10 protein-coding genes and 2 tRNA genes are annotated in these 13,906 nt (G+C 70.0%); 8 read left to right on the top strand and 4 right to left on the bottom strand.

From position 1 onward, the window contains the following. Positions 1-85: 85 nt before the first annotated feature. A complete protein-coding gene (locus RY94_RS07730; RefSeq protein WP_043443237.1) occupies positions 86-2,173 on the top strand; it encodes a prolyl oligopeptidase family serine peptidase in 2,088 nt (695 codons plus the stop codon). A 122-nt stretch (positions 2,174-2,295) separates the two neighbouring features. Next, positions 2,296-2,383, top strand: a tRNA-Ser gene (locus RY94_RS07725). 64 nt (positions 2,384-2,447) lie between these two features. On the opposite strand, the gene RY94_RS07720 is transcribed toward RY94_RS07725, so the two are convergent. Next, entirely contained in the window at positions 2,448-3,527 is a 1,080-nt protein-coding gene (locus tag RY94_RS07720; RefSeq protein WP_043443235.1) for a hypothetical protein, read from the bottom strand. Between the two features lie 150 nt (positions 3,528-3,677). Next, entirely contained in the window at positions 3,678-5,792 is a 2,115-nt protein-coding gene (locus RY94_RS07715) for a RecQ family ATP-dependent DNA helicase (RefSeq protein WP_043443233.1), read from the bottom strand. A 48-nt stretch (positions 5,793-5,840) separates the two neighbouring features. Here RY94_RS07715 and RY94_RS07710 point away from each other — a divergent pair, with 48 nt between their 5' ends. The 4 genes from RY94_RS07710 to RY94_RS07695 all read left to right on the top strand — a co-directional run bounded on the left by RY94_RS07710 (position 5,841) and on the right by RY94_RS07695 (position 9,558). Then, positions 5,841-7,292: a phosphomannomutase/phosphoglucomutase gene (locus RY94_RS07710; protein ID WP_052274075.1), complete on the top strand. Its 1,452-nt coding sequence runs from the start codon at positions 5,841-5,843 to the stop codon at positions 7,290-7,292. A gap of 4 nt (positions 7,293-7,296) precedes the next feature. Continuing rightward, complete coding sequence (locus tag RY94_RS07705; protein ID WP_043443229.1) at positions 7,297-7,788, top strand: hypothetical protein; 492 nt, start codon at positions 7,297-7,299, stop codon at positions 7,786-7,788. A gap of 14 nt (positions 7,789-7,802) precedes the next feature. Then, entirely contained in the window at positions 7,803-8,252 is a 450-nt protein-coding gene (locus RY94_RS07700) for an RrF2 family transcriptional regulator (RefSeq protein WP_043443227.1), read from the top strand. A 145-nt stretch (positions 8,253-8,397) separates the two neighbouring features. Next, positions 8,398-9,558 (top strand): globin domain-containing protein, encoded by a 1,161-nt coding sequence (locus RY94_RS07695; RefSeq protein WP_043443225.1) that lies wholly within the window; start codon positions 8,398-8,400, stop codon positions 9,556-9,558. Positions 9,559-9,632: 74 nt separating this feature from the next. On the opposite strand, the gene RY94_RS07690 is transcribed toward RY94_RS07695, so the two are convergent. Further along, the gene (locus RY94_RS07690; RefSeq protein ID WP_043443223.1) at positions 9,633-11,474 is read right to left on the bottom strand and encodes a phosphoenolpyruvate carboxykinase (GTP); all 1,842 of its coding nucleotides are present in this window, start codon (positions 11,472-11,474) and stop codon (positions 9,633-9,635) included. A 290-nt stretch (positions 11,475-11,764) separates the two neighbouring features. On the opposite strand from RY94_RS07690, the gene RY94_RS07685 reads away from it, so the two are divergent. Further along, a tRNA-Arg gene (locus RY94_RS07685) sits at positions 11,765-11,840 on the top strand. 91 nt (positions 11,841-11,931) lie between these two features. Then, positions 11,932-13,350 carry a dihydrolipoyl dehydrogenase family protein gene (locus tag RY94_RS07680; RefSeq protein WP_043443221.1) on the top strand — a complete coding sequence of 473 codons (1,419 nt, stop codon included), beginning with the start codon at positions 11,932-11,934 and terminating at the stop codon, positions 13,348-13,350. 13 nt (positions 13,351-13,363) lie between these two features. Here the strand turns inward: RY94_RS07680 and RY94_RS07675 are convergent, their stop codons facing one another. Then, positions 13,364-13,900, bottom strand: coding sequence for a SixA phosphatase family protein (locus RY94_RS07675; RefSeq protein WP_043443219.1), 537 nt, complete (start codon positions 13,898-13,900; stop codon positions 13,364-13,366). Between the last annotated feature and the right edge of the window lie 6 nt (positions 13,901-13,906).

The following is a 13,906-nucleotide window of genomic DNA, read 5'->3' as shown; positions in this document are numbered from 1 at the left end:
AAGAGTATCCAACGCGGCCGCCGTGCCGGTCCGCGGGACCCCCGGGTTTTGGTGGGGCTTCCGCGTCCCTGCATAGGATGGGCGCATGACGCTGCATACGGATGACCCGGCCATGACGGACGACCCCTTCCTCTGGCTGGAGGACATCTACGGGGAGCGGCAGCTGGACTGGGTGCGCGGCGAGAACGCCCTGACGGAGGACGCCCTCGTGACGCCGGACTTCGGGGTCCGCGAGCGCGGGATCCTCGAAGTGCTCGACTCCACCGACCGCATCCCCATGGTGGGCAAGCACGGCGATTTCTACTACAACTTCTGGCGCGACGCCGCGCATCGGCAGGGCATCTGGCGCCGCACGAGCTGGGAGAGCTACGCCTCCGACGCCCCGGAGTGGGAGATCCTGCTCGACGTCGACGCCCTGAGTGCCGCCGAGGGCACGGAATGGGTGTGGGGCGGTGCGCTCTTCCTGCGCCCCGAAAGCGGCGAACCCCACGAGCGGGTGCTCGTGGTGCTCTCCCCCGACGGGGGCGACGCCGCGCGGTACCGCGAGTTCCACCTCGGGACCCTGGCCTTCGTGGATGGTGGGTTCGACATCCCGGCGGCCAAGAGCCGCATCTCGTGGGCGGGGCCGGACACCCTGTATGTGGGTACCGACTTCGGCCCGGGCTCGATGACGTCGAGTTCCTACCCGCGGACCGTCCGCACCCTGCAGCGCGGCGCCGGCCTGGACGACGCCCAGGAGTACTTCGGCGTGGACGGGGACCACATGATGGCCATGGTCCTGCACGACGCCACGCCCGGCTTCGTGCGCGACGTCGCCGTCGACACGATCGACTTCTACACGCGCCGCACCTACCTCCGGCGCGACGGTTCGTGGCTGCCGATCGAGGTGCCGGAGGACGCGAGCATCTCCCTGCACCGCGAGTGGCTGATCGTGCGGCCCCGCACCGACTGGACCGTCGCCGGCACCACGCATACTGCCGGATCGCTGCTCGTCATCGGCCTCGACGCGTTCCTCGCCGGTGACCGCTCCTTCGCCACCGTGTTCGCGCCGGACGCCTCGACGTCCCTGCAGTCCTGGAGCTGGACCCGGGACCACCTGCTGCTGAACCTGCTGCGCGACGTCTCCTCCGAGATCCGCATCCTCGACCCCGCGCAGGGCTGGACGGCGGAACTCCGCGACGCCTGCCCGCCGCTGCACTCGGTGGGCGCCTACGCCGTCGACGACGAGGACGACGCCGCCGGTAACGACTACTGGCTGATCGCCACCGGTTTCCTCACCCCCTCGACGCTGTACCGCGGGACGATCGGCGGGGACCACACCGCCGTCAAGTCGTCGCCGTCGTACTTCGCCGAGGACCGCTTCGCGGTCGAGCAGCACTTCGCGGTCTCCAGCGACGGCACGCGCGTCCCGTACTTCCAGATCGCGTCGAAGGACCTGGTGCTCGACGGCGGCAACCCCACCCTGCTCTCCGGGTACGGCGGATTCGAGCACTCCATGACGCCCGCCTACAGCGGCGTGATCGGCCGCGGCTGGCTGGAACGCGTCACCGACGACGGCCGTGCCGGCGTGTACGTGCTGGCGAACATCCGCGGCGGCGGCGAGTACGGCCCGGCGTGGCACCGTGCAGCGCTGCACGCCGACCGGCACCGCGCGTACGAGGACTTCGCGGCGATCGCCGAGGACCTGGTGCGGCGCGGCGTCACGGCGCCGCCACTGCTGGGCTGCACCGGGCGGAGCAACGGCGGGCTGCTCGTGGGCAACATGCTCACCACCTACCCGCACCTGTTCGGCGCCGTCTCCTGCGGCGTGCCGCTGCTGGACATGCGCCGGTACACGAAGCTCTCCGCCGGGTACTCGTGGATCGCCGAGTACGGCGACCCGGACAAGCCCGAGGAGTGGGAGTACGTGCGGACGTTCTCTCCGTACCACCTGCTGCGCAAGGACGTGGCGTACCCGAAGACCCTGATCTGGACGGCGACGAGCGACGACCGCGTGGGACCCGTCCAGGCCCGCAAGATGGCCGCGCGGATGAAGGACCTGGGCGCCGGGGACGTCTGGTTCCACGAGGCGCTCGAGGGCGGGCATGCGGGTGCTGCGGACAACCGGCAGGCCGCGCGGATGCATGCGATGAGCTTCGAGTTCCTGTGGCGGGCCCTGACGGGATCCCTCTGATCGGCTGCAGCACGCGGTCGGAGCCCATCCGGTCGCCCGGCGCCGGCCCGTCCGGGGCGGGACGCCTGTTTTGCTCTTGCCGTCCCCTTCTGGGTAACCTTGGGAAGCTAGCGATAGCCGATGGAGACGTGCCAGAGCGGCCGAATGGGCTTCACTGCTAATGAAGTGTGGGCCTAAAGCCTACCGGGGGTTCAAATCCCCCCGTCTCCGCTGGAAGAGCCCCTAGAAATAGGGGCTCTTTTTCGTCTCCTGCACGATAGGCGACGCCGGGACCCTACGTCGCGGGCCGGGGACGAAGCCGGCCCGGCGCTGTCCTGTCCCCGGGCCCGACGGCAGCCGGGGTCCGGGAGCCTGCCAGCAGGAGCACCAGGGCCACGAGGTAGGCCACCACGATGGGTGGTTCGTCGGGGTCGGTGGCTGTGGCGCCCGAGATGCGGGCCCGGGACTGGAAGGCGAGCTGCGCCATGTAGCCCACCTGTTGCAGCGTGCCGGACACCAGGAGGGTCCCGCCCAGAAGATAGCCCCAGGGTTGCTGCCGCCACAGCTGCACCGCTGCGAGCAGGTAGGCCGGCACGATCAGGACGAGGTCCGCGGCGTAGGACAGGTGCAGACCGGAGACAGGCTGGACGATCAGGCCTTCCGGCGGGAGGGCTCCGGCCAGGGCGAACCGGGACGCGTAGTACGTCCAGATGCCGCCCAGCCCGAGGCCCAGCAGACCCAGGACGATCGCTGCTGCTCGGGCGCGGGCGCGGTGCCGGAACCGCCGGGCGAACGCCTCCCTGTCCGCGCTGCCCAATGCGAGGGCGAGGGCGTAGATGGCCATGGCCAGGACGGCCACGTGGAGCAGGAAGGTCGCGGTGAATCCCAGCCCGAACACGAACAGCACGTAGGTGTACAGGGTGTAGGCCAACGTCCCGGTCCAGAGGATCCGGCCCCGCAGCGATCCCCGGCCGGCCAGCCACAGCGAGCCCGCCAGCGCCGGCACGGCCACGGCGAGGTTGACCGCGTCCAGGCCCCGGACCATCGCCACCACCGACGGCGGCTCCTGGTACAGGCCACGCACCGTCAGACCGAGCAGGCTGGAGGCCACCATCAGGGCGGCGATGGCAGCGGTCAGCAGCCGCGGGACCCGCCCCGGGTGGGCAGGCGGGATGATGCCCGGCCGGCCGGCCGGGGCGGGCGTTCGGCCGTCGGCATCGCGACGGGCACAGAGGGCGTCGTCGGGTACGTGTGCCGACCTGCCGAGACGCGAACGAGCGCGCCGCACGAAGGCCGCTGCCCTGGCGGCCACCGTGCGGCACAGGGCGCTCATGCGTCGGGGCAGGGATTCCTCGGCGAGGGGAGGGAAGCTCATACGGATCACGCTCCGGATGCAGGTGGGTCACGACGACGGCCGGGCCGCGATGGGGAACCGGCAGGGGCGGACACCAGCATCACCGTCCTCCCCTGCGCCGGGCAGGGTCCAACGTCCCGACCCGTACGCAGCGCTCCCGGCGCTACAGCGCTATGCCTTGAGGGCCAGCGCGAACGGGAGCACCCCGGACGCCCCGGCGGCGCGCAGCGCCCGTCCGGCCTCCGTGATGGTCCACCGGCTGTCCGCGAAGTCGTCGACGAGCAGCACCGGTCCGGGGTTCGCCGCGAACCACGCGGCGCCCTCGTCCGGGACGGCGAAGTGGTCCCACACCGAGGCGAGCCGGAACGCGCTGTTGCCGCCGGGCTGCCCCTGCGGGAAACCGTGCGGCGTGGTCAGCTGCCCGAGATAGGGGATGCGGCCCACGCCTGCGAGCGCCTGCGCCAGGGACCCGATGAGCAGGGGACGCCGCCGGGACGGCACGCTGACCACGGCCACGGGCCGCTCCTCCCAACCCCACTGGGCCAGCACACGGACGACCGCTTCGACGACCGCAGGATCGAGCGGGGCGTCGGGTGTCCCGTCCGCGAGGAGTTCGCGGAGCCTGTTGCCCCAGCCGAGGTCGGTGAGGCGGGCGAGGGCGCGGCCCGGCCGACTGATTTCGCCCGGCTTCAGCTTCCCCTTGAGCGGCACACCGAGCTTGTCCATGCCGGAGGGCCACTGGCCGCGGGGCTCGAGCTCCACCCCGACCCTGCTGAGGGCCTGGTTGGCGGAATCGGACGCCTCGTGGGCCACCTCGTCCGAGTACCAGGGGCTGGCGCAGTTGTCGCAGCGGCCGCAGGGGGTGGCGGCGGGGTCGTCCAGGGACCGCGAGAGGAACTCCATGCGGCAGGCCGTGGTGTTCTCGTAGTCGAGCATCGCCTTCTGTTCCACGACGCGCGCCTCGCTGATGCGGCGGTACCGCTCGGCGTCGTACTCCCAGGTTGCCCCGGTGCCCTCCCAGCCACCGGTGACCTTGCGGACCGCGCCGTCGACGTCGAGCACCTTGAGCAGCAGCTCCAGCGGCGAGCGCTTCAGGTTCACCCGGGTCTCGAGCGCGGGGGTGGACAGGACGACACCGGGCTGGAGGGCCTCGATCACCCGGAGGGCGGCGTCCTGGGACGGCATCGAGGCGGTGGCGAAGTACTCCCAGATGTCGCGGTCCTCCGCGCCGGGCAGCAGCAGGACGTCGGCGTTGGGCGTCCCGCGCCCGGCACGGCCGACCTGCTGGTAGTAGGCGACCGGGGACGAGGGCGCCCCGAGATGCACCACGAAGCCGAGGTCGGGCTTGTCGAAGCCCATGCCCAGGGCGCTGGTGGCCACCAGGGCCTTCACCTCGTTGTTCTTGAGCGCTGCCTCGGCGGCCTCCCGGTCGGCCGGATCCGTGCGCCCGGTGTAGGCGCGGACCGCGTGGCCGTTCTCCCGCAGGAGACGGGCGGTGTCCTCCGCGGCGGAGACCGTGAGGGCGTAGATGATGCCGCTCCCCGGCAGGTCCGAGAGGTGGGTGAGGAGCCAGGCCAGACGCGACCGCGGGCTCGGCAGCCGCAGGACCCCGAGCCGCAGGGACTTCCTGGCCAGCTCCCCGCGCAGGGTGAAGACGTCAGTGCCGCCGGCGCCCAGCTGCTCCTCGACGTCCTTCACCACGCGGGAGTTGGCGGTCGCCGTCGTGGCCAGGACGGGCACTCCGGCGGGAAGTCCCATGATCAGCTCGCGCAGGCGACGGTAGTCCGGCCGGAAGTCGTGCCCCCAGTCGGAGATGCAGTGGGCCTCGTCGATCACCAGCAGGCCCGTCCGCCGCATGAGTTCCGGCAGGTACTGCTCGCGGAAGGACGGGTTGTTGAGGCGCTCGGGCGAGACGAGGAGGACATCCACCTCGTTGGCCTGCAGCTTCGCGGTGATGTCCTGCCACTCGGTCTGGTTGGCCGAATTGATGGCCTCCGCCCGGACACCGGCCCGGGCCGCGGCCGCGACCTGGTCCCGCATCAGCGCGAGGAGCGGCGAGACGATCAGGGTGGGGCCCGCGCCGCGTGCACGCAGGAGCAGGCTCGCGACGAAGTAGACCGCCGACTTGCCCCACCCGGTGCGCTGGACCACCAGCGCGCGCCGACCGCCCTCCACGAGGGCCTCGATGGCCTCGAACTGTCCGTCGTGGAACCGTGCGTCCGGCGACCCGACGAGGGTGGTCAGGATTTCGGTGGCTTGCTCGTTCAGCGTGGTGGTCGGCGACATCTCCCCAGTATCCCAGCCGCCTCCCCCACTCACCGTGGTGCAACCGCTATGTGCACAACGGTCGCTCCGGCACCACCCGATACACTTCCAGACGTGACTACAACCTTCGATCTCTCTGCATCCTTCAAGGCCTATGACGTTCGCGGCATCGTCGGCGAGACCATCACCGTCGACTCCGTCCGGGCGGTCGGAGCAGCCTTCGTCGACTCGCTGGAGCTGGCCGGCGAGACCATCCTCGTCGGCGGGGACATGCGGCCGTCGTCGCCCGAGTTCTCGAAGGCGTTCGCCGAGGGCGCCACCCGCCGCGGAGCGAACGTGGTCTACCTCGACCTCATCTCCACCGACGAGCTCTACTACGCCAGCGGCACCCTCAACGCGGCCGGTGTGACGTTCACCGCCAGCCACAATCCGGCCCAGTACAACGGGATGAAGATGACGCGCCCCGGCGCCGTCCCCGTGTCCTCCGAGACGGGCCTCAACGACGTGCAGGAGCGCGCCGAACGCTACCTCGCCGACGGCTCGATCCCCGCCGCCACGGTGCAGGGCACGGTCGGCGTGCGCGACGTCCTCGAGGAGTACTCGCGGTTCCTGCGCGCCCAGGTGGACCTCTCGTCGTCGCGCCCGCTCAAGATCGTGGTGGACGCCGGCAACGGCATGGCGGGCCTGACCACCCCCGCAGTCCTCGGCGACAAGATCCTCCCGGCCCTTCCGTTCGAGATCGTGCCCCTCTACTTCGAGCTCGACGGCTCGTTCCCCAACCACCCCGCCAACCCGCTCGAGCCGGAGAACCTCCGCGACCTGCAGGCCGCCGTCGTCGAGCACGGCGCGGACATCGGGATCGCGTTCGACGGCGACGCCGACCGCTGCTTCATCATCGACGAGCTCGGCCGGCCCGTCTCACCCAGCGCCATCACCGCGATGGTCGCCCGCCGCGAGATCGCCCGCGCGCAGGCCGCCGGCGAGGCCGAACCCGTGATCATCCACAACCTCATCACCTCGCGCGCGGTGCCGGAACTGATCAGACACGACGGCGGCCGCCCGGTCCGCACGCGCGTGGGCCACTCCTTCATCAAGGCCGTCATGGCGAAGGAGGGCGCCGTCTTCGGCGGCGAGCACTCCGCCCACTACTACTTCCGGGACTTCTGGAACGCGGACACGGGGATGCTCGCTGCGATGCACGTCCTCGCGGCCCTCGGCGAGCAGGACGGGCCGCTCTCGGAGCTGGGCCGCGAGTACGAGCCCTACGTCTCCTCGGGCGAGGTCAACTCGAAGGTCGAGGATCTCCCGGCGGCCATCGCCCGGGCGCGCGCCGAGTTCGAGAAGGACGGCGTGGTCGTCGACGATCTCGACGGGTTGACCTTCACACCGGACCACGGGGACTGGTGGTTCAACCTGCGCCCCTCGAACACGGAGCCGTACCTCCGGCTCAACGCCGAGGCCGTGGACCTGGAGACCATGGAGCGCATCCGCGACCGGGTGCTGGCTGTGATCCGGAGCTGATCGCGTGACCGAATCGTCCGAGACCCCTGCGGATCCGGCCGGGGACGCCTGGCGCGGGTCGGTACCGGCCGCCAGCGCCGCGGACCTCGAGAACCTGCTCGGTACCGGGCTGGCGTCCGCCCGGGAGTCGCTGGAGCGCGACGGCGCGTTCCTGCCCTTCGCCCTCGTGGTGGAGAACGACGGCGACGTGCGCCTGGTGGCGATCACTCCGGCCGATATGGCAGCGGACAGCGGCGGCGGCATCGACGCCGACGGCATGATCAGCGACCTCACCGAGCTCTTGCGGCAGCACCGCGACGAGTTCCGGGCCGCCGCGATCGTCTGTGACATCACCCTGCTGGACGAGGACTCCGACGCGATCCACGTCGCCGCCGAGCACCAGGACAACTCGGTGTTCGCCGCGGTGCTTCCCTATGGCCCCCATCCGGAGACGAACGAGCTGGAGTTCGGCGAGCTGTCGGCCGACACCAGCGAGCCCGCCGTCTGGGTGGACTAGACCGAGCCTGCGGCATGAGGATCAACGCCTTCGCGGACGTCAGCCTGCGTGCCATGATGGTGCTCGCGGCCGCCGCGGACGGTGAACTGCTGACCACCCAGAGCATCGCCGACGCCGTCGGCACCCCGTACAACCACGTCAGCAAGACGATGGCGAAGCTGCGCGAGCTCGGCATGATCGACGTCGAACGCGGACGCAACGGCGGAGCCCGGCTCAGCACTGCCGGCCGGGCCGCCACGGTCGGCCGGCTGCTGAGGACGCTCGACACCCGGACCGACCCGGCCGACTGCGTCACCGCCACGGGCACCTGCCCGCTGGTGAACGAGTGCCGGCTCCGAGCCGCTCTGAGCAGGGCCCGCGAGGCGTTCTACCGCGAGCTCGACGACATCGTGGTTGCCACGCTGCCCACCTCCCGGCAGATGAGTCCTGTCTTCGAGGCCATCGGCCTGCGCCCCGACCTGTAGCCGGTTCCGGCGCCGGCCCCCTGCAGGATTTGCAACCTTTTTCTACGACGTGTAGAACTTAGGTCATAAATACTTGCATATCAAATACGAGTATTCCTCCCATCGATCCGGTCGAGATACCGGGCCACTAGCTCAGGAGTCCACCATGCTCTCGGACAAATCCTTCCCCGTCATCGAGGCCACCCTCCCGCTGGTGGGATCCCGGATCGGTGAGATCACCCCCAAGTTCTACGCCAGCCTCCTCACAGCGCACCCGGAACTGCTGGACGGTCTCTTCAGCCGCTCCAACCAGCGCAACGGCAACCAGCAGCAGGCCCTGGCAGGCAGCATCGCCGCCTTCGCCACCCATCTGGTGAACAACCCCGGGACGCTCCCGGAAACGGTGCTCGCCCGCATCGCGCACCGCCACACATCCCTCGGTATCACCGAACCTCAGTACCAGGTGGTGTACGACCACCTCTTCGCGGCCATCGCCGACGACCTCGCCGACGTCATCACCCCCGAGATCGCCGAAGCCTGGACCGAGGTCTACTGGCTCATGGCCGATGCGCTGATCAAACTGGAGAAGGGCCTGTATGCCGCACAGGCCAACACCACCATGTGGAGCCCGTGGCGGGTCGCCGCCAAGACCCCCGCCGGAACCGGTTCCCTGACCTTCACCCTGGAGTCGGCCGACGACACCCCCATCACCCCCGCCCTCGCGGGCCAGTACGTCAGCGTCAAGGTGACCCTCCCGGACGGTCTCCGTCAGGTGCGCCAGTACTCGCTCTCCGGCGATGCCGGCACGAGCCGCAGCTTCACCACCAAGAAGGACGACGGCGGCGAAGTCTCCCCCGTCCTGCACGACGACGTCCAGGTGGGGGACATCCTCGAGATCTCCAACCCCTACGGCGAGATCACCCTGAAGGAAGGCGACACCCCCGTGGTCCTGGCTTCCGCCGGCATCGGCTGCACACCGTCGGCCTCGATCCTGCGCTCCCTCGCCGAGTCCGGCTCGGACCGCCGGGTGCTCGTCCTGCACGCGGAGAGCACGCTGGACAGCTGGGCGCTGCGCTCCCAGATGACCGACGACGTCGAGCGGCTCGCGGGCGCCGAGCTCCAGCTCTGGCTCGAACGGCCCGAGGCGGATGCCAGGAAGGGCTTCATGTCGTTGCACGACGTGGCCCTGCCGGCCGACGCCTCGCTGTACCTGTGCGGTCCACTGCCGTTCATGAAGAGCATCCGCAACGAGGCCATCAACGCCGGCATCCCGGCAACCAGGATCCACTACGAGGTCTTCGGCCCGGACATCTGGCTCGCGAACTGAGGACACGATCGAGACCGACGGCGGCCCCGTACCTTGCGGAAGGTGCGGGGCCGCCGTCGTCGTTTGGATGGTGGTCAGTGCGCGGACATGCGTTCCTTCAAGGAATCGAGTTCGGCCTGCAGCGCGTCCGGGAGCGAGTCCCCGAACCTCGCGTACCACTCCTCGATGGAGGCGAGCTCGACGTCCCATTCCTCGCGGTCGACATGCACCGCGGCCTCCACCTCGGCCGGCGTCATGTCCAACCCGGTCAGATCGAGTCCGTCCCCCGTGGGGACGAAGCCGATCGGGGTCTCGACGGCGTCCGCCGTGCCCTCCAGCCGCTCGATGACCCACTTCAGCACCCGCGAGTTGTCACCGAAGCCGGGCCAGGCGAAGCCGCCGGACGCGGTGCGGCGGAACCAGTTGACGAGGAAGATCTTCGGCAGGCGCGCCTGGTCCGCGCCGGCGCTGAGGGTGAGCCAGTGCCGGAGGTAGTCGCCGGCGTCGTAGCCGATGAAGGGCAGCATGGCCATGGGGTCGCGGCGGACGCGGCCCACCTCGCCCGCGGCCGCGGCCGTGGTCTCCGACGACAGCGTCGACCCCATGAAGATGCCGTTCGCCCAGTTGCGGGACTGCGTGACGAGGGGGACCGTCGTCTTGCGGCGTCCACCGAAGAGGATGGCTGAGAGCTCGACGCCGTCGGGCCGGTTGAACTCCTCGGCGAGCATGTCGATCTGGTCGATCGGCGTGCAGAACCGTGCATTCGGGTGCGCTGCGGTGTGGTCCATGTCCGGTGTCCAGTCACGGCCCTGCCAGTCCGTGAGGTGGGCCGGCACCTCCTCGGTCATGCCCTCCCACCAGACACCGCCGTCGTCGGTGAGGGCGACGTTCGTGAAGACCGAGTTGCCCTTGGCGATGGCGCGCATCGCGTTCGGGTTGGTGTGCCAGCCGGTGCCGGGGGCGACGCCGAAGAGGCCGGCCTCGGGGTTGACGGCCCGCAGCTCACCCTCCTTCCCGAAGCGCATCCAGGTGATGTCGTCGCCCAGAGTCTCGACCTTCCAGCCGTCGATCGTGGGATCGAGCAGCGCGAGGTTCGTCTTGCCGCACGCCGAGGGGAACGCCGCGGAGAGGTAGTAGGTCCTGTCCTGGGGTGAGGTGAGCTTGAGGATCAACATGTGCTCGGCCAGCCACCCCTCGTCGCGGGCCATGACGGACGCGATCCGCAGCGCGTAGCACTTCTTGCCGAGCAGGGCGTTGCCGCCGTAGCCGGAGCCGTAGGACCAGATGGAGCGCTCCTCGGGGAAGTGGACGATCCACTTGTCCTCGTTGCAGGGCCACGGGACGTCGGCCTCTCCCTCGGCGAGCGGTGCGCCGAGGGAGTGGAGCGCCGGCACGAACGCGGCATCGAGTTCGGTCATGCGGTCCAGGACGGGCGTTCCGATGGTCGCCATGATGCGCATGGAGGTGACCACGTAGGCGCTGTCGGTGATCTCGACGCCGAACTTGGGGTCCTCGGCATCGAGGTGGCCCATGACGAACGGGATGACGTACATGGTGCGGCCGCGCATGGCCCCGGTGAACAGGCCGGTGAGCTTCGCCTTCATCTCCGCCGGATCCATCCAGTTGTTCGTGAAGCCCGCTTCCCGCTCGTCGGCGGAGCAGATGAACGTCTGTTCCTCCACCCGGGCCACGTCCCGGGGGTCCGAGAACGCCGCGAAGGAGTTGGGGAACGTCTCCGGGTTGAGCCGGATGAATGTCCCGCTCTCGACCAGCCCGTCCGAGAGGCGCCGGTTCTCGGCCTCCGACCCGTCCACCCAGACGACGTCGGCGGGCTGCGTCAGCTGCCGTACCTCCTCGACCCACGCGAGCAGGGCCCGGTGGGTGGTCGGCGCAGTGGGGGGTGTGTCGACCGTGAGCTGTCGTACGGGATCGCCCATTACTCTTCCCTTCGTTGGGTGGCTGGTGTCTACCGATGCTAGGGGCGGGATATTTCATGCAAGGGTCCGTTCGCCGGAACGCCAGGCCCGGGCGGACGGCTTTCCGCGCCAGAGAGCCGATGTCCAGCGCTTACGTTACGCCCGGTTGTGATGAAGGTCACCTAGACCGGTCTACTGACCCGGGGGCGGCCCGGCGATTAGGCGCCGCAGCCAATCCACGCTAGAGTTATTTACGGCCAAACGGCCGGTTTGTAGGAGTCATTCGCATCGCGAATCGACGGACTACAAATGCGTGCGTAGCTCAACGGATAGAGCATCTGACTACGGATCAGAAGGTTGGGGGTTCGAATCCCTTCGCGCGCACCACGGTCGATGCAGACCACGAAAGGCCCCGACTCCGGTCGGGGCCTTTTGCATGTGGGTTGCTCCCCCGTGGGGCGGGTGGGAGGCTCAGCCTATGAGCGAACCCCAGAGCATTGATGTCATCGTGATCGGCGCCGGCGCTGTCGGCGAGAACGTGGCGGGGCGGGTGGTCGAGCGGGGCCTCTCGGCGGTGCTGGTCGAATCCGACCTCATCGGGGGTGAATGCTCCTACTGGGCCTGCATGCCGTCCAAGGCCCTCCTCCGCCCGGGCACTGTCCTCAACGCCGCACGCGGCGTGGCAGGCGCGCGGGAAGCGGTCACGGGCCCACTGGACGCCCAGCAGGTGCTCGAGCGCCGCACGTCCTTCACCTCCGGCTGGGACGACTCCTCGCAGGAGGAATGGGTGACCTCGACGGGCATCGCCCTGGAACGCGGCTGGGCGAGACTCACCGGTGAGCGTGAGGTCGTGATCAGCCACGACGACGGATCCGAGACCACCTACCGCGCGAACCACGCCGTCGTGCTCGCCACGGGCTCCACACCGACCGTCCCGCCCATCGACGGGCTGGCCGGCCTCGACTACTGGACCACCCGCGAAGCGACCTCCGCGAAGGAGATCCCAGCGAGCCTCGCCGTCCTCGGCGGTGGCGTGGCCGGCGTCGAACTCGCTCAGGCCTATGCGCGGCTCGGGGCGGAGGTCACCGTCGTCGCCCGCAGCGGAATCCTCGGCAACTACCCGGAGGAGGCCTCGGGGCTCGTCCTCGACGCCCTGCGCGGCGAAGGACTCACCGTCCTCACGGACACGACGACGAACGCCGTCCGGCAGGAGGACGGCGGCTTCGTGCTCGATGTCGGCGACGGCCGGACCGTCACGGCGGAGAAGCTCCTCGTCTCCACCGGACGGCACCCGCACACCGCCGGACTCGGGCTCGAGAGCATCGGCCTGGACCCGACGACGCTGACCCGGGACGCCACCGGGCGCGTACCCGACGCCGGCGGCTGGCTGTACGCCGTCGGCGATGCGGGCGGCGTGGTCCAGCTGACGCACCAGGGCAAGTACGAGGCGCGCACCACCGGTGACGCCATCGCGGCCCGAGCCCGGGGCACCCTCGGTGATACCGCCGCGGAGTGGAGCGCCTACACGTCGACGGCGGACCGGAGCGCCGTCCCCCAGGTGGTGTTCACCGATCCGGAGATCGCCATGGTGGGCCGCACGCTCGAGCAGGCACGGGAGGACGGCGTCAACGCCTCCGAGACGTCCCTCGAGATCGCCGTCGCCGGGTCCGCCCTGCACTCCGACGGGTACAAGGGCTGGGCGCAGATGGTCGTCGACGAGGACCGGAAGGTGCTCGTGGGCGTCACCTTCGCGGGGCCCGAGGTGTCCGAGATGCTGCACGCCGCCACGATCGCGATCGTCGGGGAGGTGCCCCTCGACCGCCTGTGGCATGCCGTGCCCGCTTACCCCACCGTGAGCGAGGTGTGGCTGCGGCTGCTCGAGAAGTACGGGCTGTAGCGGACCGGACCCGTCAGCGGAGCGTCGACGCCCGGCGCACCACGAAGTCCGTGACGTCGGCGTCGCGCCCGTCGAGCTCCGCCCAGGGGGCGTCGAACGTCATGACGGTGAGACCGGACGTCGGGTAGTCCGTCGCGAGGTCCATGACCGCGCGCTCGCTGGAGCGGACGGAGGCGAGGCGCATCGCCAGGTCCTGGATGCCGGGGTTGTGCGCGATGACGAGCAGGCTCGTCACGGTCTGCGGCACGTGGTTGATCAGAGTGAGCATCTCGGAGGGACGGGCCGCGTAGAGCTCGTCCTCCAGCTTGGGCGTGGGCGCCTTGTCCCCCAGCTCCTTGCAGACCCAGGTGCAGGTCTGGCGGGTGCGCAGGGCCGTGGAGACGAGGATGAAGTCCGGGACGGCGTCGTGCTCCAGCATCCAGCGCCCCACGAGCGGAGCGTCGGCGTGGCCGCGCGAGCTGAGCGACCGCTCGTGGTCGGGGATGCCCTCCTGGAACTCGGCCTTCGCATGGCGCAGCAGCATGAGTCGTTTCAGGTGGTGGGAGGCCATTCTCGC

The sequence above is a fragment of the Arthrobacter sp. L77 genome, assembly GCF_000816565.1.
In the GTDB taxonomy this organism is placed as follows: Bacteria; Actinomycetota; Actinomycetes; order Actinomycetales; family Micrococcaceae; genus Arthrobacter_D; species Arthrobacter_D antioxidans.
Note: the sequence above shows the minus strand (reverse complement) of the source record. Positions and strands in the feature narration are given on the sequence as shown.